The 17946-nt window shown below is 65.0% G+C and carries 19 protein-coding genes and 1 pseudogene; 12 read left to right on the forward strand and 8 right to left on the reverse strand.

Annotated features, from left to right (window positions below):
- Positions 1-532 (forward strand): LysR substrate-binding domain-containing protein (locus A5686_RS11510; RefSeq protein WP_231986354.1); only part of this gene is annotated, 532 nt, incomplete at its 5' end.
- An 81-nt stretch (positions 533-613) separates the two neighbouring features.
- Here the strand turns inward: A5686_RS11510 and A5686_RS11515 are convergent.
- Together A5686_RS11515 and A5686_RS11520 are read right to left on the reverse strand one after the other, a co-directional pair.
- Entirely contained in the window at positions 614-1471 is an 858-nt protein-coding gene (locus A5686_RS11515; protein ID WP_067934171.1) for a PPOX class F420-dependent oxidoreductase, read from the reverse strand.
- Between the two features lie 146 nt (positions 1472-1617).
- Positions 1618-2199 (reverse strand): dihydrofolate reductase family protein, encoded by a 582-nt coding sequence (locus A5686_RS11520; protein ID WP_067934173.1) that lies wholly within the window; start codon positions 2197-2199, stop codon positions 1618-1620.
- A gap of 148 nt (positions 2200-2347) precedes the next feature.
- Between A5686_RS11520 and A5686_RS11525 the strand changes: the two genes are divergently transcribed.
- Positions 2348-3058 (forward strand): cutinase family protein, encoded by a 711-nt coding sequence (locus tag A5686_RS11525; RefSeq protein ID WP_067934175.1) that lies wholly within the window; start codon positions 2348-2350, stop codon positions 3056-3058.
- A 38-nt stretch (positions 3059-3096) separates the two neighbouring features.
- Positions 3097-3543, forward strand: a complete 447-nt coding sequence (locus A5686_RS11530) for a hypothetical protein (protein WP_067934177.1) — start codon at positions 3097-3099, stop codon at positions 3541-3543.
- Positions 3544-4389: 846 nt separating this feature from the next.
- On the opposite strand, the gene A5686_RS11535 is transcribed toward A5686_RS11530, so the two are convergent.
- Positions 4390-4698 carry a hypothetical protein gene (locus A5686_RS11535; protein WP_067934179.1) on the reverse strand — a complete coding sequence of 103 codons (309 nt, stop codon included), beginning with the start codon at positions 4696-4698 and terminating at the stop codon, positions 4390-4392.
- A gap of 158 nt (positions 4699-4856) precedes the next feature.
- On the opposite strand from A5686_RS11535, the gene A5686_RS11540 reads away from it, so the two are divergent.
- From A5686_RS11540 to A5686_RS11560, 6 genes and pseudogenes are all read left to right on the forward strand, one after another.
- The gene (locus A5686_RS11540) at positions 4857-5564 is read left to right on the forward strand and encodes a DUF899 family protein (RefSeq protein ID WP_067934180.1); all 708 of its coding nucleotides are present in this window, start codon (positions 4857-4859) and stop codon (positions 5562-5564) included.
- Positions 5561-6037 (forward strand): SRPBCC family protein, encoded by a 477-nt coding sequence (locus tag A5686_RS11545; RefSeq protein ID WP_067934181.1) that lies wholly within the window; start codon positions 5561-5563, stop codon positions 6035-6037. The genes A5686_RS11540 and A5686_RS11545 overlap by 4 nt, the downstream gene beginning before the upstream one ends.
- Before the next feature lie 238 nt (positions 6038-6275).
- The gene (locus tag A5686_RS11550) at positions 6276-7739 is read left to right on the forward strand and encodes a biotin carboxylase (protein WP_067934367.1); all 1464 of its coding nucleotides are present in this window, start codon (positions 6276-6278) and stop codon (positions 7737-7739) included.
- The gene (locus tag A5686_RS11555; RefSeq protein ID WP_067934183.1) at positions 7736-8899 is read left to right on the forward strand and encodes a serine hydrolase; all 1164 of its coding nucleotides are present in this window, start codon (positions 7736-7738) and stop codon (positions 8897-8899) included. The genes A5686_RS11550 and A5686_RS11555 overlap by 4 nt, the downstream gene beginning before the upstream one ends.
- A 144-nt stretch (positions 8900-9043) precedes the next feature.
- Positions 9044-9354, forward strand: a pseudogene (locus tag A5686_RS26580) (DUF732 domain-containing protein).
- Between the two features lie 138 nt (positions 9355-9492).
- On the forward strand, positions 9493-10035 hold the full coding sequence (locus A5686_RS11560; RefSeq protein ID WP_369829699.1) for an FKBP-type peptidyl-prolyl cis-trans isomerase: 543 nt from the start codon (positions 9493-9495) through the stop codon (positions 10033-10035).
- A 27-nt stretch (positions 10036-10062) separates the two neighbouring features.
- Here A5686_RS11560 and A5686_RS11565 read toward each other — a convergent pair whose 3' ends face one another.
- The 3 genes from A5686_RS11565 to A5686_RS27600 all read right to left on the reverse strand — a co-directional run bounded on the left by A5686_RS11565 (position 10063) and on the right by A5686_RS27600 (position 13173).
- Entirely contained in the window at positions 10063-10506 is a 444-nt protein-coding gene (locus A5686_RS11565) for a limonene-1,2-epoxide hydrolase family protein (protein WP_067934186.1), read from the reverse strand.
- A 94-nt stretch (positions 10507-10600) separates the two neighbouring features.
- Entirely contained in the window at positions 10601-12880 is a 2280-nt protein-coding gene (locus A5686_RS11570) for a SpoIIE family protein phosphatase (RefSeq protein ID WP_197520553.1), read from the reverse strand.
- Positions 12877-13173 (reverse strand): hypothetical protein, encoded by a 297-nt coding sequence (locus tag A5686_RS27600; RefSeq protein ID WP_197520559.1) that lies wholly within the window; start codon positions 13171-13173, stop codon positions 12877-12879. Before A5686_RS27600 ends, A5686_RS11570 begins: the two co-directional genes overlap by 4 nt.
- Here A5686_RS27600 and A5686_RS11580 point away from each other — a divergent pair.
- A complete protein-coding gene (locus A5686_RS11580) occupies positions 13076-13729 on the forward strand; it encodes a heme oxygenase (biliverdin-producing) (RefSeq protein ID WP_067934190.1) in 654 nt (217 codons plus the stop codon). The genes A5686_RS27600 and A5686_RS11580 overlap by 98 nt on opposite strands.
- Positions 13730-13759: 30 nt before the next feature.
- Here A5686_RS11580 and A5686_RS11585 read toward each other — a convergent pair whose 3' ends face one another.
- Positions 13760-14521 (reverse strand): SDR family NAD(P)-dependent oxidoreductase, encoded by a 762-nt coding sequence (locus A5686_RS11585; protein ID WP_067934191.1) that lies wholly within the window; start codon positions 14519-14521, stop codon positions 13760-13762.
- 436 nt (positions 14522-14957) lie between these two features.
- Between A5686_RS11585 and A5686_RS11590 the strand changes: the two genes are divergently transcribed.
- Positions 14958-15638 carry a hypothetical protein gene (locus A5686_RS11590; RefSeq protein ID WP_067934193.1) on the forward strand — a complete coding sequence of 227 codons (681 nt, stop codon included), beginning with the start codon at positions 14958-14960 and terminating at the stop codon, positions 15636-15638.
- Between the two features lie 75 nt (positions 15639-15713).
- The gene (locus A5686_RS11595; protein ID WP_369829700.1) at positions 15714-16457 is read left to right on the forward strand and encodes a class I SAM-dependent methyltransferase; all 744 of its coding nucleotides are present in this window, start codon (positions 15714-15716) and stop codon (positions 16455-16457) included.
- 173 nt (positions 16458-16630) lie between these two features.
- Here A5686_RS11595 and A5686_RS11600 read toward each other — a convergent pair whose 3' ends face one another.
- Positions 16631-17863: an osmoprotectant NAGGN system M42 family peptidase gene (locus A5686_RS11600; protein WP_067934195.1), complete on the reverse strand. Its 1233-nt coding sequence runs from the start codon at positions 17861-17863 to the stop codon at positions 16631-16633.
- Between the last annotated feature and the right edge of the window lie 83 nt (positions 17864-17946).

Raw genomic sequence — 17946 nt, forward strand, 5'->3', positions numbered from 1 at the left:
ACATTCCGACATCGACATCGAGCTGGCGGAGCGCCCGAGCCATGAGACCGTCGCGGCTGTCACCGAGGGGCGCGCGGAGCTTGGAATAATCGCCGACACGGTGGACTCGGGTCGACTGGAGTGCTCGACGCTGCGTCCGGACCGGCTCGTCGTAATCGTGCCGGCCGGCCATCCACTCGCCGACCGCGACCAAGTCGCGTTCAGCGCCTGTCTGGATTACCCCTTCCTGGGATTCACCCAGGGAAATCCGCTGCAGGAACACCTGAGTGGCCAAACCCAGCCTCTCGGCCTTCGCCCCCGCTACCGCGCGCATCTGCCCAATACTGACGCAATCTGTGCCGCGGTGGCAGCCGGAGTCGGCATCGCCGTGGTTCCAGCTTTGGCCGCAGCACAGCGGCAGATTCGAGACCTTCGCACCATCGACCTGACAAACGCGTGGGCGCACCGCAATCTTCTGCTGTGCTATCGCGATCGATCGCAATTATCCAGTGCTGCTGCAGAATTCAGCGCGCATCTGTTCGCAGTCGAATGAGCGACCGCGGCAACGCTTGTCGCAGATCTGCCCGCTAGCATCCGGTTTCAGGTGCGGCAGCGATGCCGCCGGCCCGAACGTTCAGGCGGATGGTGCGTCTTCGCGCATCCGACGCATCAGTCCCTGTTCGCCCCGCGCTTCGGGTAGCGGAATCAATTCGGCGTGTATGGTGCGACCGAATTTGGACCGCATAAGCCGATGTGCCGACGGCACCAATACGCCATGCAAAAAGGGATACTTCTGCCGCAGCAGACGACTGGCTTTCAGATATTCATCCCCCTCCAACAGGCGCACGCTACCCGATTGCGTTGATCCCGTCGGTTTGCCCGACGCTGTGGCTGGGCCGAATTCGACCGTGGGGTTGCGCCGCATTCGGCGCACTTTGACCGCCCGCTCAAAACTCCGAAAGTAGGCCCGGTCTCCGTTTACCACGATGCTGACCGGGCTAGAACCTGGCGTTCCGTCCTTCCGAAAGGTCGTGAGGCTGATGGTCTTTTGCCGCACGAACGGCGCCAACGCCGAATTGGTTGCCGTGCCAACCGCGCCCACAACATAGCCGAGTTGGCGTAACCGCAGCACCAGGGCCAGTGCCAGCGCAACTGACATCGCTCCGAGAACCCAGGCTTGCGAGGCCGAACCACCCTCGTCGAGGTCCACAACGTGGTTCACCGTGTGCACAGTGTTGGCCACAATGAAGCCGGCCAACGCGGTGGCCAACGCATCGGCCCAGATCAGCGCCAGCAGCAGGATGACGCCCAGACCTAGCTGGAACGCGCCGACGTCATGCAAGAAGTGCCGGTGTTCGCCAAATCCGACCGCATCGGCGAATGAAGGCGGGTCGATCAGGCACCAGACCCCGATCCCAGCGGTGGCTACCCCCACACCCGATGTCACCGCGACCACGTACAGCCGCGCTAGCCTATTCCATCGATACATCATGCCGCCCTTCCCACGGAGCCCTGTTTTTTCCTTAGTCGCTTGACGGAATGCGTTGCCGATATGTGACGTCAGCCCCGCAGCCAGTGCGTCCTTGACAGAACTTGCCGGAGACGCAACATACGCTTGGCTGGCGTGCACGGATACGCTCAGCCGTGCAGGGTGGGCCGGTAGATGAGCTCTTGGATATCGCCGTCCAGCGTCCGGCTTTCCATCAGCTCGAGGTCGAAGTCGGCCGCACCCCGAAAGATCGGAGCATCTCCGGTCTGACCGGTGATCACGGGAAAGATCGTCACCTGGACCCGGTCGACCAGGCCGACGGCCATCAGCGCTCGGTTCATCGACAGGCTGCCGTGCGAGCGCAATGGCACCTCGGACTCCGACTTGAGTCGGGCGACGGCATCGACGGCGTCGCCGCTCACGACGGTCGCGTCAGGCCAGTCCAGAGGTCCATCCAGGGTGGTGGACACCACCGTCGCCGGCAGGTGCCGCATCCGCGTGACCCACGGGTCGCGCACGTCGGAATCCTCGGAGCTCTCGGACAGCATTTCTGCGAATAGCCGATATGTGTTGGCGCCGAGAACCATTCGCTGCTTCCCGCCATACACGCCGAGGCGGTGGTCGAGCAGTTCGGGGCCTTGCTTGCCCCAATAACCGCCCCAATCGCCGCCGCTGACGCCGGCGAAGCCGTCGAGGCTGGAAAAGACGTCGAAGGTATAGGTGGCAGTCATTGATGGTCTCCTCGAGTGCGGTGATGGCGTGTTGGGGATACAGACTGGACGCCCTGGGGAAACTAATCGCGTCAATTCAGGTGGTCTCGGTCCGCTGTCGCCAGGCAGGCCCTGGTTTAGGCGGAATGGCGTGTGGGCAATCGCAGGCATGAGTTCGCTACGATCCATCTGGTTTCTCGCTACTGCGGCGGTAACGGCCGGCGCGGGGCTGACCTGCGCCCACGCGCCGAAGACGACCGCCGAGCCGTGTCCCAACGTCGAAGTGGTGTTTGCCCGCGGTACCGCCGAGCCGCCTGGGGTCGGCGGTACCGGGCAGGCGTTCGTCGATGCGCTCAGGTCACGGGTCGGCGGCAAGTCCGTGGGCGTCTATCCGGTTAATTACGAGGCGAGTAGCGACTTCAACGGCGGCCTTGCTTTCGCCCGAACCGTTGTGGACGGCATCAGGGACGCCGGCGCACATATCGAGTCCACGGCGTCGAACTGCCCGAACACCAAAGTGGTGCTTGGCGGATATTCCCAAGGCGCCGCCGTGGCCGGCTTCGTCACTTCGGCTTCCGTGCCCAAGGAAGTGCCGCAGGAGTTCGCGTCCTATGTACCTCAACCGCTGCCGCGAGCGGTCGCGGATCACGTTGCCGCCGTGGTGCTTTTCGGGACGCCTTCCAATGAGTTCCTCCGCGGTGGCGGCGCGCCGCCCATTGTGATCGGCCCCCTGTACGCGAGCAAGACCGATCGGCTGTGCGCCGCCGATGACAACATCTGTGACGGCGCACCTCCGGGGCCGCCTGGGATCGCTCACACTTTGTACGCGGCGAACGGCATGGTCGACCAGGGCGCGGATTTCGCTGCGCAGCGCCTTTAGTGGGCCACACGGCGTGCCGGTCATCGTAGGCTTTGCGCATGCGTTCGGATCGTTATGCCGTCGGGGTGATCACCTGCGTCGTCGCGGCGGGCGTTGCCGCGACCGCATGCAGCAAAAGCACCACCGGACACGCGACTCATGCCACTAGCGGTGCGGGCACCTTCCAAATCACTACGGCAGGGCCGTCGGGGCCGACGTCAGTGGCGCCGACCGGTCAGCCAGTCGGCACGGCGGTAATGAAGGTCAGTGGCGGCGGCGGCCCGGTGACGATCAGTTACCGGATCAACGGAGGCCCTGAGCAGACTGAGGCAAACGTTCCGCTGCCCTGGGAAAAGCATTACTCTGTCTACAACGAACTGGAGTCGCAGGTCACGGCCGACGGCGGGGACGTCCCGCTCATTTGCACGATCATCATGGATGGCGACAAGGTCGTTGCGTTGAAAAGTGAACCGCGGCCCACATGTAACTTCGCCTACTGGGGCTAGTTGCCAACGCGCACGGCGCAGCGACGCCGTCAATGGGTCGATCGTAGGCCGTTGCAGGCGGCGGGAATCGGCGGTGGGCGGACCGCGATATATGTCGAGATACGGTGCGGCGTAGACGTTTCCGCACGGGCTGCACGACGGCGTGGCGCCTGCACACTAAGTCAGTGTGAGGGCGCCGCAGGTCACGCTGGAAAAACCCAGAAGCGAATGTCTTTGTCGTGTGAGGTCATCCGCTAGGACCGACATAGCTGCCCCGAATGCGATGTTGGGATCGGTAGCCAGGTGAAAACGCGAAATTGCGCATGCTTTCGGCGTTAAATACGAGAGCGGAAAGGACAATGCTGTGGATACGACCCGAACGCTGAAGAGAGTAGTCGCCGCGGCGGTGTTGTCGGGCGGCTTCGCCGTGCCCGGAATGTGGTTCGCCGTAGGTAGCGCCGAAGCCCAGCCCGGCCCGACGCCTTGGACGCATGGCTTTGCACCAGAAGACGGGCCGGTACCCCCCGGCGCAAGCGGGCCATACACCTGTTGCCCGGAGGATCAAAAGAGCGGGCTTCACCCCCAGACCGGTCGCGGATGTCCGGGGACGGACGTCAACTGGGACGCGAGTCAGTGCCACACCTGGTACGGCGTCTACTGGGGGCATGGGAACGTGGCCCCCGGAATCTGGGAGGGTGGCCCGCCGCCGCCGGAGGCATTGCAGAAGCCGTGGTGCGGGTTTCCGTTCATGTGTTCAGGAACCCCATAACCTAACGGCCGGGCGGCGAAAGGCCTTCATCCCAACGGAATTGGTGGAACGCGCCACACGCTGAAAGGGTCTCCCCCGCACCGAGAGCCGTATTTGTATCAGCCTGCGGGCGGACGACATTCGTTTGCGCCAGGATCCCACCACCAACCGTTGTCGCAAGCGAGGGGCTGCGGCCCGACACCGAGGGGTCGGCACACATTGGCCGTCGGATCCCACCATTGGCCCGGGTCGCATGCCAACGGTTGCGGACCGACCCCGAGCGGTCGGCAGACCTTGCCGGACGGGTCCCACCACTGCCCCGGATCGCAGTCGGCCTTACTCACGGCCGGCGTCGTGATCGCCACGGTCGCCATCGACGCGAACGCCATCATGACGATGACGACAAGGTGGCGAATGAATGCCCTCATTAGAGCCTCCCGTCGTGACTGTTCATTAATCGAACCGAGCCGGGCCATAGGGGTCAACAGCAAATCGGGGTTCGGGCAATGACCACCATGCCGATTAGTTTCGAGCGGTCGAGCAGTCAGACCTTCCAAACGGACCAATCGAGAGCAAAGGTGGAATCATGTCCTCCCAAATCACGGCCTTGCCACCGGTCGTCGATCAGCAATCCTGGCGGGCCGCGCTAGACGATCTGCGCAAACGCGAGAAGGCCGCCACCCGCGAATTGGATGCGATCGCCGCCCAGCGGCGGCGATTGCCGATGGTCGAATTGGGCGATTACACCCTGGTCGGGCCCGACGGTCCGATTCGTCTGCCCGACGTCTTCGACGGCCGATCGCAACTGATCGTCTACCACCACATGTGGTCCGACGGCGCGGAGTGGCAGTGCGGCGGTTGCACCGGATTCACATCGCAATTCACTCGACTGGAATTCCTCGACAACTACGATGTCCGGTTCGTCATCGTCACCAACGGACCGATCGAGGAAGCCCTCGCCTACAAACATAAGGTCGGCAATCGGATGGACTGGTATTCGTCATCGCAGAGCACGTTCGCCACCGACATGGACGCGCCGCCGGGCGGTGGTTTCGGGGTCAACGTATTCCTGCGCGACGGCGAGACGGTGTACCGCACCTGGCATACGAACGGGCGGGGCACCGAGCAACTCAGTCACTCGTTTGGGCTGATCGACATCCTGCCGTGGGGCCGCCAAGAGGAGTGGCTCGATTCGCCAGAAGGCTGGCCCTCGCGGTCCACCTACTCGGGGTGGCTCGACTCCCCCGGTATCGCCGCGGCTTACGGACCAACGACGAGTGAGGTCAACCCATGAGCGCCAACGCCGAACGCTACGTCGTCACCCGCACCATCGCCGCCACCCCGGCCGAGATTTTCGCCGTCCTCGCCGACCCATCCCGCCACCGGAACATCGAGCCAACCGATTGGGTCCGCGACTCGGTGGAGGCCGCTCCGATCACCGGCGCGGGCCAGACCTTCGCGATGAACATGTACCTGACTCAAGCGGGCGGCGACTACATCACGCACAACCTGGTTTATGTGTTCGAGCAGGATCGCACCATCGGCTGGATGCCGGGAGTGCTCGACGACGCGGGCAACCACTCCGCGGGCGGCTGGTTCTGGCGCTACGACCTGGCCCCGAAAGGTGATCGCACCGACGTCACCCTCACGTACGACTGGAGCGGCACGCCGCAGACGTTTCGGGACCGCGTCGGCGAGATGCCTATCTTCGGCGAGGATTACCTCGTCGCGTCGCTGGCCGAGCTGCAGCGCTCGCTCGCGAGCTGACCAGTCATTCCGAACCAGCCACCAACCCATCAAATCCTTTGCGGCTCACAGATATAAGTGACGGCCGCAGTCCTTGACCCAAGGTGAACTGGCCGCTCGCCTTTCGGCATTTCGGATTCTTCACCTTCGACACGGGCGCGGACAAAGCGCACAATTGCCGAATGGAGGTATGTCTTTTCATCGCCGTGGCTCAATCCGCTCGCCGGCATCGCGCCCCGAGAGCACCGCGGCCGAACTGATGGGTACCGAGCCGCGGCGCGCACTGAGCGGCCTCTCAGACATACGCGCGTTCTTTCACACCAACAAGGTGCCGCTCTTTTTCATCTCGCCGACCCCGTTCAACCTGCTCGGGGTCGATCGATGGATACGAAACTTCTTCTACCTGACCTACTTTGACTCTTTCGAGGGCACCCATTCGCGCGTGTTCGTTCCCCGGCGCCGCGACCGCCGTGATTTTGAGTCCATGGACGAAGTGTGCAGCCACCTCCTGTCCGATCCCGAGACGCTCGAGTTCATCGCGGGTAAAGGTCCAGGTGGCAAGTGCTGCTTTGTGATGCTGAACGAGGAAATTCAGGCCCTCGCGCGGTCGGCAGGGCTCAAGGTCATGCATCCGCCGATCGAGCTGCGCCAGCGCCTGGGCTCCAAAATCGTGATGACGCGCCTGGCCAACGAGGCGGGTATACCGAGCGTGCCACACGCGATCGGGCGGGCCGGTTCTTATGAAGAACTGCTGACGCTCGCAGAAAGCGCCGGATTGGGAGACGACCTGGTCATCTCGGTCGCCTATGGCAACGCCGGCAGCGGGACGTTCTTTGTGCACGGTCAGCGCGACTGGGACGAGTATGCCGGTGACCTGACCTCGCAGCAAGAAGTCAAAGTGATGAAGCGCATCCGCAACGTGGAAGTGTGCCTCGAGGGTGCCGTGACCCGCCACGGCACCGTGGTCGGCCCCGCGATGACGAGTCTGGTCGGTTATTCGGAGCTGACGCCGAGCCGGGGCAGCTGGTGTGGCAATGACATCTGGCGCGAGGTGCTGCCGCCCGCCCAGACCCACGCCGCGCGAGAAATGGTGGGAAAGTTGGGCGACGTCATGCGCCGCGAGGGTTACCTCGGCTACTTCGAGGTGGACCTTCTGCATGACCTCGACTCCAACGAGCTCTACCTGGGCGAGGTGAACCCGCGGCTGAGCGGCGCCAGCCCGATGACGAACCTGACCACCGAGGCCTACGCCGACATGCCGCTGTTCCTTTTTCACCTGCTCGAGTACATGGACGTGGAGTACGAGCTCGACATCGACGAGATCAACTCGCGCTGGGAGTGCGGCTACGGCGAGGACGAGGTCTGGGGCCAAGTGATCATCACGGAGACCTCGCCGGACGTCGAGCTGTTCACCGCGACGCCACGCACCGGGGTATGGCGTATCGACGACGACGGCCGGGTGTCCTTTTCGCGGACCGCCAACGACTGGGCCACGCTGCTCGACGGCTCCGAGGCCTTTTACATGCGTGTCGCGGCGCCTGGGGACTTACGTTCCGAGGGTGCGCAACTCGGCGTGCTGGTTACTCGCTCACACCTGCAAACCGACGATTATCAGCTCAGCGAGCGCTGCCAGCGCTGGGTCAAGGGCATGAAGGCGAAGTTCACCTCAACGCCCCTGACGCCGGCCGCGCCGATCGTCTCACGGCTCGTCGCGCGCGCGTGAGCGCCCCGGCAGGTCTGTCCCTGGACAACTGGCTCTCGACGCCCTACGCGCACTGGTCATTCCAGCACGTCGACGACGTGGTGCCGACGGTCGTGATCTCGCGCGGGACCGGGCCGGTTGCGGCGTTGCCTCCAGCCACTTCTCCCCTGGCCGAGATACCTCTGGTCAACTCCGGCGAGATCGCTACCACCGTTCGCGAGGTGATGGTTACCACCGCCACCGACGGTTGGGCCATCGCCCACCGGGGGTCGATGGTGGCCGAGGAGTACCTCGGCGGTTTTGGGCCCCGAACCCGCCATCTGCTGTTTTCGGTGAGCAAGTCGCTGGTGGCGACCGTCGTCGGGGCGTTGCATGGGGTCGGCGCGATCGCGCTCGATGCGCCGGTGACGGATTACGTTCCCGCACTGGCGAACTGCGGCTACGCAGGTGCGACGGTGCGCCATCTGCTGGATATGAGATCTGGCATTGACTTTTCGGAAAATTATGAAGATCCGGCCGCGGAGATACATCTTCTCGATCAGGCGATGGGGTGGGCGCCCAGGAGCAGTCCGGGCGCTCCCGCCACGCTGCAAGAGTTCCTGTTGAACTTACGGCAGAAGTCCGCTCACGGTGGCCCGTTCGAATATCGCTCGTGTGAAACCGATGTGCTGGGCTGGATCTGCGAGGTCGCCGGCGGCCGACGGATGCCCGAGTTGATGTCACAACTGTTGTGGAGCCGCATCGGGGCCCGATGCGACGCCACGATCGGTGTAGACGCTTGCGGCACGGGGTTTTTCAACGGCGGCGTCAGTGCTTGTCTCACCGACATGCTCCGATTCGGCTCCCTGTTATTGCGCGACGGTGTCTCATTGACCGGCCAACAAGTGGTGCCGGCGGCGTGGATCGCGGACACCCTCGGCGGCGGGCCCGACTCACGTCAGGCGTTCGCCGCCAGCCCCGATGACAACGAAATGCCCGGCGGGATGTATCGCAACCAGATGTGGTTCCCTTATCCCGGCGATGACGTCGTGCTGTGCCAGGGCATGTGCGGTCAGATGATCTACGTCAATCGCAGCGTGGAGCTGGTCGCCGCCAAATTATCCACCCAAATGAACTCCCACGAGCCGCACATGCTTGACACGTTGCGCGCTTTCGATGCGGTGGCACGCGAATTGGCTTAGATCACTTGATAGCTCGCCGGCACACGCTGAGCATTTCGACGGGCCGCTCTTATGAACACTGGCTATCGTGATGCTGCCTTGCTTTGTTTGGAAGGGAATCAAATGTCCTCACCCCGACCGCTGGCCACCATCACTGCCCCGATAATGGTTGCCGCCGCAGTTGCGAGCGGCCGCGGCATTGCGGCTGCGACCCCCCAAGATGACGCGTACCTCGCGCAATTGCACGCTGTCGGCCTAACATGGCCACCAAAGACGGAAGAGGCGCTGATCGCGGAGGCGCACGACGTGTGCTACGACCTCACCTGGGGTTGGACGCCGCAACAATCGCCGACGACCTGCACGCCCGTTTGGACACGAAGGGCGTGACATTGCTAGACGTGGGAAGCCTCGTGAACGCCGCCCACTCGATTTATTGTCCCGGCAACGTGTGCGACGCCCCTAGCCTTTGCACCTAACTGTCAGGGCCACGGGAAACCGGGTGCCGGCGGCGGCACTTTCCGGTCCGCTACCAGATCACAACTGCACCACTCGGTGCAGGCCTACCGGTAGGCAACGCCAGGACTGGCTGTAGCGTGTCGGCCGTGGAGTCCCGGATGTACTGTTCCCTCGCGCTTGCGGCTTCGGTCGCAACCACCGCCCTGACGCTCGCCGGCGCGGGCACGGCCACCGCGGCCGGCTCATGCCCCACCGCAGCACCGCAGAACGGCGGAACACCCGACTGGACTCTGAGCGGCACCACCGGCAGCGTCGCGGTCACCGGGTCAACGGATACGACCGCTCCGCTGGTGAACATCACCGCACCGTTCAGCGTGAGCCAGACCCAGGTGCACACGCTGCACGCCGGAGAAGGACCGGTGGTCTCGAGCACCGCCAGGGTCTCCGTCTGCTACATGGGCGTCAACGGCCGTGACGGGTCCATCTTCGACAGCAGCTATCAGCGCGGCGAACCGGTCGACTTTCGGCTTACCGGAGTTGTGCCCGGCTTCCAGAAGGCCATCGCCGGGCAAAAAGTCGGATCTACGGTTGCCGTCGCGATGGTCCCCGCGGATGGCTACCCCGAAGGTCAGCCCAGCGCCGGGATCCGGCCCGGCGACTCGCTCGTCTTTGCGATCAAGATCCTCAACGCGACGGGATAGCGCCCGCTAAATCGCCTGTGCCCCAGGTCAATCACTCAAGGGGGCGAACATGAGCGTGGGGTCTATCCCGAGTTGTCGAGCGACGTGAGTGGTGTCCCAATATTCACGCCAGTGCGTGATCGCACCGTCGCGGACCTCGAAGAGTGCTGTGACGTAGAACGTTACGGCGACGCCGTTCATCTCGTTCACGTCGACCCGCTCGACGACGACGGTGTCGTCGTCGGACACGATCGTGCGGATCTCACTGCCCTCGATCATGCCCGTCGACAGGGTGTTGTGCTTTTCGAGTTCGGCTCTCGCGGCGTCTCGTCCGCGCACCACCGGGGAGAGCGGCACGTGGAGTTGCCAGACGAAGTCGTCGGCCATGAGTGCGGTCATGGCGTCGATGTCCATGCGCTGGCCGTAAGCGGCATGTATGAAATCGACGACGAGCTTTTCGTTGTCGTTCTTGGTCGCAACACTTTTCGCCATCTCGCCGTCCTTGGTGATTGCAGTTCGCTACCTTTCGGACTGTGGATGGCCGCGACCGAATTCGGCGCTGATATACGAATCGCTTAACGAGGGTTCAGGGACGGCGCAACGTGATGATGGTGACGTCGTCGTCGGTATGGTCCGATGCCATCACCGTCCAGATCCGGGTCGCCGCCGAGTCCCCTGCCTGACCAAGGGTTTCGGCCAGAAGATCGAGTCCATCGTCGATGGACCCACCCCGGCGTTCCACCAAGCCGTCGGAGAACAGGACCATGCCGTGCCCGGGTTCGATACTGAAGGTGCTGGGTACATATCTGACACCCTTGACGCCGATCGGCGGCGACAGCTTGATCGGTGCCGGGATCGCTGTCGAGTTCGTCAGGTACGGCATCAAATGGCCCGCCGAGGCCGCCTCCACCTGGCCTGAGCGAAGATCGACCCGCGCTGCGATGACGGTGGCGAACGCGCCGCGCAGCATGTGCACACAGAAGTCGTTGAGCTGCTCCAGGGCTTCAGCCGGTGTGGCGCCGGCGAACAACTGAGCACGCAGCGCGTTGCGTAGCGCCGCCATGGTGCCGGCCGCGGCGATGCCATGCCCGGCGACGTCGCCGATCAACACGATCAGCCGGCCGTCGCGGAGCTCGAACGCGTCATACCAGTCGCCGCCGACATTGTCCCCCGCGGCGGGCTCGTAATGGGCTGACAGCTCCCAGCTTTCGAGGTCCGGGATCGACTCGGGCAGCAGGCTGCGCTGTAGCGTCTCAGCCAAGCGCAATGCTCCGCGCGTCCGGCGGTACAGCGACTCGACCAGGTGGCGCCGCAACAACCCCGCGGATTCGATCTCGCTCGACGACCACGGTTCACTGCGTCGATGGACGATCTCGCGCCACCGGTCAAACGATTTGCGCGGACTGAGCCGAAGGTGGTCGCCCTCACTGACGGCGATCGCCTTGTTGTACGGGTCGCCGCCCCAGTCCACCGAACGCAGCACCTCCCGCCGGAACCAAACGGCGAATTGCCCGTCAGGCAGGTTGAGCACGAGCGCGCCGGCGGCCAGCTGCGGGTCGAGCTCGAGCTCGGGCAACGCCCGGGACAGGCACTCGCTGCTTGCGATGTCGTCGTCCATGTCACGCGCCCAGTCGGCGACGGCGGAGACGACTTCCGGCGGCGGAACCGAGCCGCGTAGACGGGTGTCGCCCCCGATGTTGATGACCACGCCGTCGGCGGGCACGAGGTCGAGCAGGTCGGGCGCGCCGAGCAGCGCCTGCGACAGCGGCTCGGCGTCATCGAGCGTGGCGGCGGTGAGCTTGCCCAGTATGGCCTGGGCGGCCAACCGCTTATGCAGTTGTTCGTCCTCGAATCGGTCGACCAGTCGCAACGACAGGGTCGCGCCGAGGAACTCGGCCGCCGCCCGGGTGCCGAAGGGTGGCAGGTGTGGACCGGCGTAGTGGTGGCAGGCGATCAGTCCCCACAGCCGTCCCTGCCGCAGCAACGAGATCGACATCGATGCGTGCACGCCCATGTTCTGCAGGTACTCGATGTGGATGGGCGAAACGCTGCGCAGCGTGGCATACGTCAGGTCCAGCGGCGTAGTGCTCACCGGGTCGATGCTCGGGATCAGCGGTGCTGGCGTGTAGTCGACGTCGGAAATCAGCCGAATCCAATTCTTCTCGTACAGCGCGCGCGCCTGGGCCGGGATGTCGGTCGAGGGGTAGTGCAGGCCGAGGAAGGAGTTGAGGTCGTCGCGCTTGGACTCGGCAACGACCTCGCCGTTGTATTCCTCGTCGTAGCGGTACACCATCACCCGGTCGAAGCCGGTCAGGTCCCGGACGGCGCGCGCGGCGGTGGCATACAGCTCGGTCAGCGTGGCCGCCCGGTTCAATTCCTCCACCGCACCGCGGACCGCCTGATAGGTGTTCGGAAATGAGAACGGCCGTACCCCATAAGCGATCTCGAGCTCGACCAACACGACGCCGCCCGGCTCACGGTGCAGGATCGCGTCGAAGGCGCGCGACTCGCCGGCGACCTCGATGGTGAACTCGAAAGGGTTGTTCTGGCGCAGACTGCCGAAGGTCGCAGCGGCCTGCTCGACGCGGGCGGCCTGCTCGGAACCGATGAGTGCGGACAGATGCCGGCCCAGGACGGCCTCCACGGGACGCCCGAGCAGGTCGGTGACGTTGGCGCTGACCTGACGCACCTCGAACGCGGGCTCGCGTACCACCGCGAGCACACCACGCGGCTGGATGCTGCCGGGGATGTGGATCGGCTCACGCGCACAGTTGTCCAGGTCGATGGGGGTGCCTACCGGCACGAGATCGTCGATCGGCTGATGCGTGGGCACCGATGGGCGAACGAGCCGCTCGTCGCTGGTCACGCGAGCGGCTTCATCGGATTGGTGAGGGTTAGCAGCCAGACCTCCAAGCTATCAATGCGTGTCGCCCCGTTGGCCGGCACTGTGGCCCGCGCGCTCACAATAATTTCTCCCGACAGCAACACTCGGGCTTTCGGCTCTGCCTGCATCCGCTGCAGCAACCGCCCGCCGCGATCATCAATGTAATGTGAGCAGGTCATGCGCTCGATCGCCGTTCCAACAAGCCGCCGTCTGTCGGTCGCGATGAAAGAGGGCTCGGCGGCCGAACACGATGCCGCCGAGCAGAGCCCATTCATGTCCGAACTGCTCGCCGGCCGGATTGGCGCGGCGGGCTACGCCGCCTACTTGCTGCGGTTGCGGATCGTGTACGCCGCCCTGGAGGAAGCCGTGCGGGCGCGCCGTGACGATGCCATGGTCGCCGCTGTGTATGACCCCGCGTTGGAGCGACTGACGGCTATCGACGCCGACCTCGAATACTGGCAGCCCCGGGGTGCCGAACGGGAAGTCGACTCCCCCGCCGCGGCGGCCTATGCCGAGCGGCTGCGCGCTTCCACGTGGGGCGGCGCGCTGGTGGCCCACCACTACACCCGTTATCTCGGCGACCTGTCCGGAGGGCGGGGCATCGGCAAAATCCTGGACCGCACGTTTGCCCTGCGCGGTGTCGGCCTTTCCTTCTACGAATTCCCCGTGCGGCCCAAACCGTACAAGGACGCGTACCGGGCTCGCCTCGACGCCCTGAGCGCCGACGCCGTGGAGATCGATCGCATCGTCTGCGAGGTGAAATTCGCCTTCGGCCTCAACCAGGCCCTCTTCGATGAATTGGCCGACGACCTTGTGGACCGTCAGCGCTGAACCACGCCCGCGAGGCCCCCAACGGACGTGTCAGACTTGGTTGAATCCGCCGTCGGCGGTCACCGTGGATCCGGTGGTGAAGCTGGACAGATCACTGGCCAAAAATACTGCGGCATTGGCGATCTCGATCGGGTCGGCGAAGCGGCCCAGCGGGATCGTGGCGATGCGACCGGCGCGGAACTCTTCGATCGACGCTTGGGGATCGGTTTGCGCTGCCAGCGTGTCGCTTCCGGGAGTGGCCGTGGAACCGGCCACGAGGACGTTGACCCGGATGTTGCGGTCGGCGAGCTCGTTGGCCCAGGCGCGGGCCAATGATCGGACGGCCGCCTTGGTGGCGGCGTAGATACTCAGTCCCTGGCGTCCACGGTCGGCGGTGGTGGAGCCGGTGAGGATAATCGAGGCGCCATCGTTGAGCAGCGGCAGCGCTTTCTGCACGGTGTGGACGACTCCCTTGACGTTGGTGGTCAGCAGCGCGTCGAGGTCCTCGTCGGTGATCTGACCCAGCCGCGCCACCCTCGTCGATCCGGCGTTGGCCATCACGATGTCGAGGCCCTTGCCCGCAGCCGCGACCTCCGAGTACAGCCGATCGAGATCACCCGGCACTCCGACGTCGCCACCTACGGCTGCGGCGCGCGGCCCTAATTGCGTTGCCGCGTCATCGAGTTCGGGCCTGCGTCGACCGGTGATGAACACCCGGTCGACGCCTTCGGCGAGAAACCGCTGCGCGGTGGCCAGCCCGATGCCCGAGTTGGCGCCGGTGATGACCGCGATCTTATGGTCGAGCAATCCCATTCAGTTCTCCTGAGGTCGGCGCGCCGCGCTGTGTCCGCTCATCCAAGCCCGATTAGTTTAATTGCACGCCAAACCATTTGGTCGGCTTCGCGTCTGTCAGATCAGGCATCCGTTGGGGAATCTGCCTCTGATGAGCACGACTCGATGGGGCCGAGCTGCAAGCGATCATGCGCTGCCACCCGCGTGGCCGCCTCAACCGCGGCATCAAACCCGCCCGCCGCCAACACTTCGGCAATTCCGCGCATAACTTGCGTTGCCGCCATCGCCTCCACCGTCAGCCGTGGTGAGAGCCGGTGACAACGGGCAGCCTCAACCGACCCGTTCCTCCCGAACTAATGTCTGCAGCATGATCGCCGCTTTGATCCTGCCGCCGTGGTCAGTGCGCAGTCCGCTGCGGGCAGCAGCGGAACCCGCACACTAGAGCCGGTACACAAGCGTGGCCCTGGCACTGGCGCTTGCCGGACTGGCGTTTCTCGACTCGCTGAATGTGCTCAACCTGGGCGTGGTCTCAGCCGTCATCTTCGACAGCCGGCTGGGTCGTCGGTCACCGATTCCCGGCGCCCTGAGCTACATCGCGGGTGTGTTTGCGGTGACGACCACCTTTGGCGTGTGCACCGTGCTGGGCATCAGCTTCATCACCGACGTGCTCGACTTTCGTCTGACACCGGCGATTCGCTTCCGAGGCGAACTGCTGCTGGGGATCGTGCTGATCGGTTTGGCTTACTTCCCGCTCACCGCGCAATCATCGGCGCCGGGTTGGGCGCTGGCGGCGATGCGGCAACGTCCGTGGCTGCTGGGGTTTCTGGGGCTGGCGGTGGGCAGTGGCCAAGCCCCGACGGCTGTGCCCTACCTCACCGGATTGGCGATGCTCGCCGCGCTGCGCCCTCGACCGCCGTTCTGGCCATCGGTCATCATCGCCTACTGGGTTATCGCTCTCTCGCCGCCGCTGTTGATACTGGCCCTCTCGATGAGAAAGACCATGCCAGCCAAGCGGATTCAGCGTGCGATTGTGCGTGCGCTCACTCGCTACGGCCCGATGTCGGTGCGGCTGTTGTTCCTGGTTTTCGGAATCGGGCTCATTGCCGATGCGCTCGTCAATCACAGCGCGCTCTGGTGACGGGCCGTGACTTCTCATGTCTTGCACAGCGAGCTGGATTACGTTGTCGCTGTGATCGATCGTCAAGAACGCGCGATGTCCTTCGGTTCGATCGCCGAGGACTACGACGGGCTTCGGCCGCACCCTCCGCGCCAGGCCGTGGACTGGTTGTTGCCGTCCGAGTGTGAGGTGGCCGTCGACGTGGGCGCGGGCACCGGACTGTTCACCCGCACGCTCGTCGGCCGGGCGGCGCAAGTCGTCGCCGTCGAGCCGGATGCGCGGATGCGCGCTGTGCTGGCCGAGCGCTCTCCGGAGGTGCGCGTCGTGGCGGGCACCGGTGAGGCGATCCCCCTCCCCGACCATTCTGCCGATGCGCTGTTCGTCTCGTCGGCATGGCATTGGATGGATCCCGAACGGGCCGTTCCGGAGATCGGTCGCGTGTTGCGCGACGGCGGGCGGTTCGGGCTGATCTGGACGAGTCGCGACCGCGACGTGGACTGGGTTCGCGACCTCGACCGGCTCCCCGGTGACGACACGACCGAGGCGGATGCGCCGGATCGCTTCCGCCGCCGGCACCAGGACGTCGTCCTCCCCGATCCGCACATCTTCCACGACGTCGCCCGTGAGACGTTCGCATTCGTGCGGACTATGGCCATCGAAGATGTCGTCGCGATGGTCGGCACGTACAGCCGGCTGATCATCGCCTCGTCGGATGACCGCGCGCGGCGGCTCGACCACGCCCGAGCCCTCCTGGCCGAGCGTTTCCCGGGCGCCGACGCGATCGACGTCCCCATGCAGTCCCGATGCTGGCGCGCCGACCGGATCGCCCGCGACAGGTAAGCACTGGCGCCCGATTCTTCCGAATGTCGAAGACAGCAAGGGGTTAAGCGCGTAACTTCTGCCGCACCACTCTATGCCGTTCGGCGGCTACAAGCAGTTCGGCTGGGGCCACGAGTCCGGCAACGCCGGTATCGAGACCAGACGACGATCGTCTGGGCGCAGATCTAACAGCCTCAGGCCTGGGGTCCCTCCGGCGGCCAGTGCGTCCCGGGCGACGCTTCGCCCGGTCTCTCGTGATCGCCGCGGGACAGCGGCACCCACCGCTCGCTGGGTGCGGGCTGCTCTGATGACGGAAAGTCGCGCAGACTGCCGGTCGGCTGGGCGTCCCACTTGGCGAACGTCAACGGCGTCTGCAGCCAGGCGTGCAGCAGGTGGTAGGCCGCTTCCAGCGAATCGATGTGGGTGCGCTCCCAGCCATGGCTGCCGTCGAGGCCGAAGCCGACCAAGGCGGCGCGGGTGTTGGCCCCGGCCTCGATGGCCGCCGCTGCGTCGGACCGATAGTAGCGAAAAACGTCGCGGGCGAACGGTATTCCCCGCTCCTGTGCGAGCCGGCAGAGCTTCCGCGTCAAGTGATAGTCGAACGGGCCGTGCATGTCGGCCATCGGGATTGTCACGCCGTCCTCGAGGGAGTGCTGGCCGGGCGCACACACCGCGTTGTCCACCGAGACCAACTCGGCGACATCCGCGGGCAGGCCGTGGCTTGCTCCGTGGCCGACCTCTTCGGTGATGGTGACCAGGATCGTGGTGCGGTGCGGCAACACCACCTTGTTCTCGGAGAAGTTCTTGGCCAGCGCGAGCGCGATCGCGACACCCGCCTTCCCGTCCAGGTGACGGGAGACGATGAAACCGTCGGCGGTGAGCTCGGGGCTCGTGATCAACGCCACGAAGTCACCGATCTGCAGGCCGAGCCGAACAAGGTCTTCCCGCGTGGACACCTTGCGGTCGATGCGGACCTCGACGTGCTCCCAGTTCGTGGGTTGCGTATCGATCTCGTCACCGAACGCGTGCCCACTGGCCTTGAGCGGCATGACCGTTCCGGTGATGAACTCGTCGGGGTCGTCGATGAAAATGCGCACCCGGGCGCCCGCGGCGAACCGTGCCGAAAAGGTGCCCACCGGAACCAGTTCGAGGCGGCCGTTGTCCTTGAGCTCGCGGACCATGCAGCCGATGGTGTCGGAGTGAACCACCACGGCCCGGTCGATGGTCGCGGACTCACCCGGGAGTTCGGCGGTCAGCGCGCCGCGCCGGGTCAGCGTGAACGGCACCCCGAAGTCGTCGAAGATGTCGCCGATCAGCTGCATCACCGCATCCGTGCGTCCCGACGGGCTCGGAGTCTGCAGGAGCGCGAGCAGCGTGTCGATCATCCACGCGCGGTCGGCCTCGGCCATGGCCACGGTCTGGCCCACGTCATCTCCTCTCGAGTCGTCGGAACGCGTTCAACCTACCGTGTGGCGGGCACCGGACTCCCGTTGCGGGCTGCCGTCACGCA

Origin of the sequence: Mycobacterium sp. E2479 (assembly GCF_001667925.1) — a bacterium.
In the GTDB taxonomy this organism is placed as follows: Bacteria; Actinomycetota; Actinomycetes; order Mycobacteriales; family Mycobacteriaceae; genus Mycobacterium.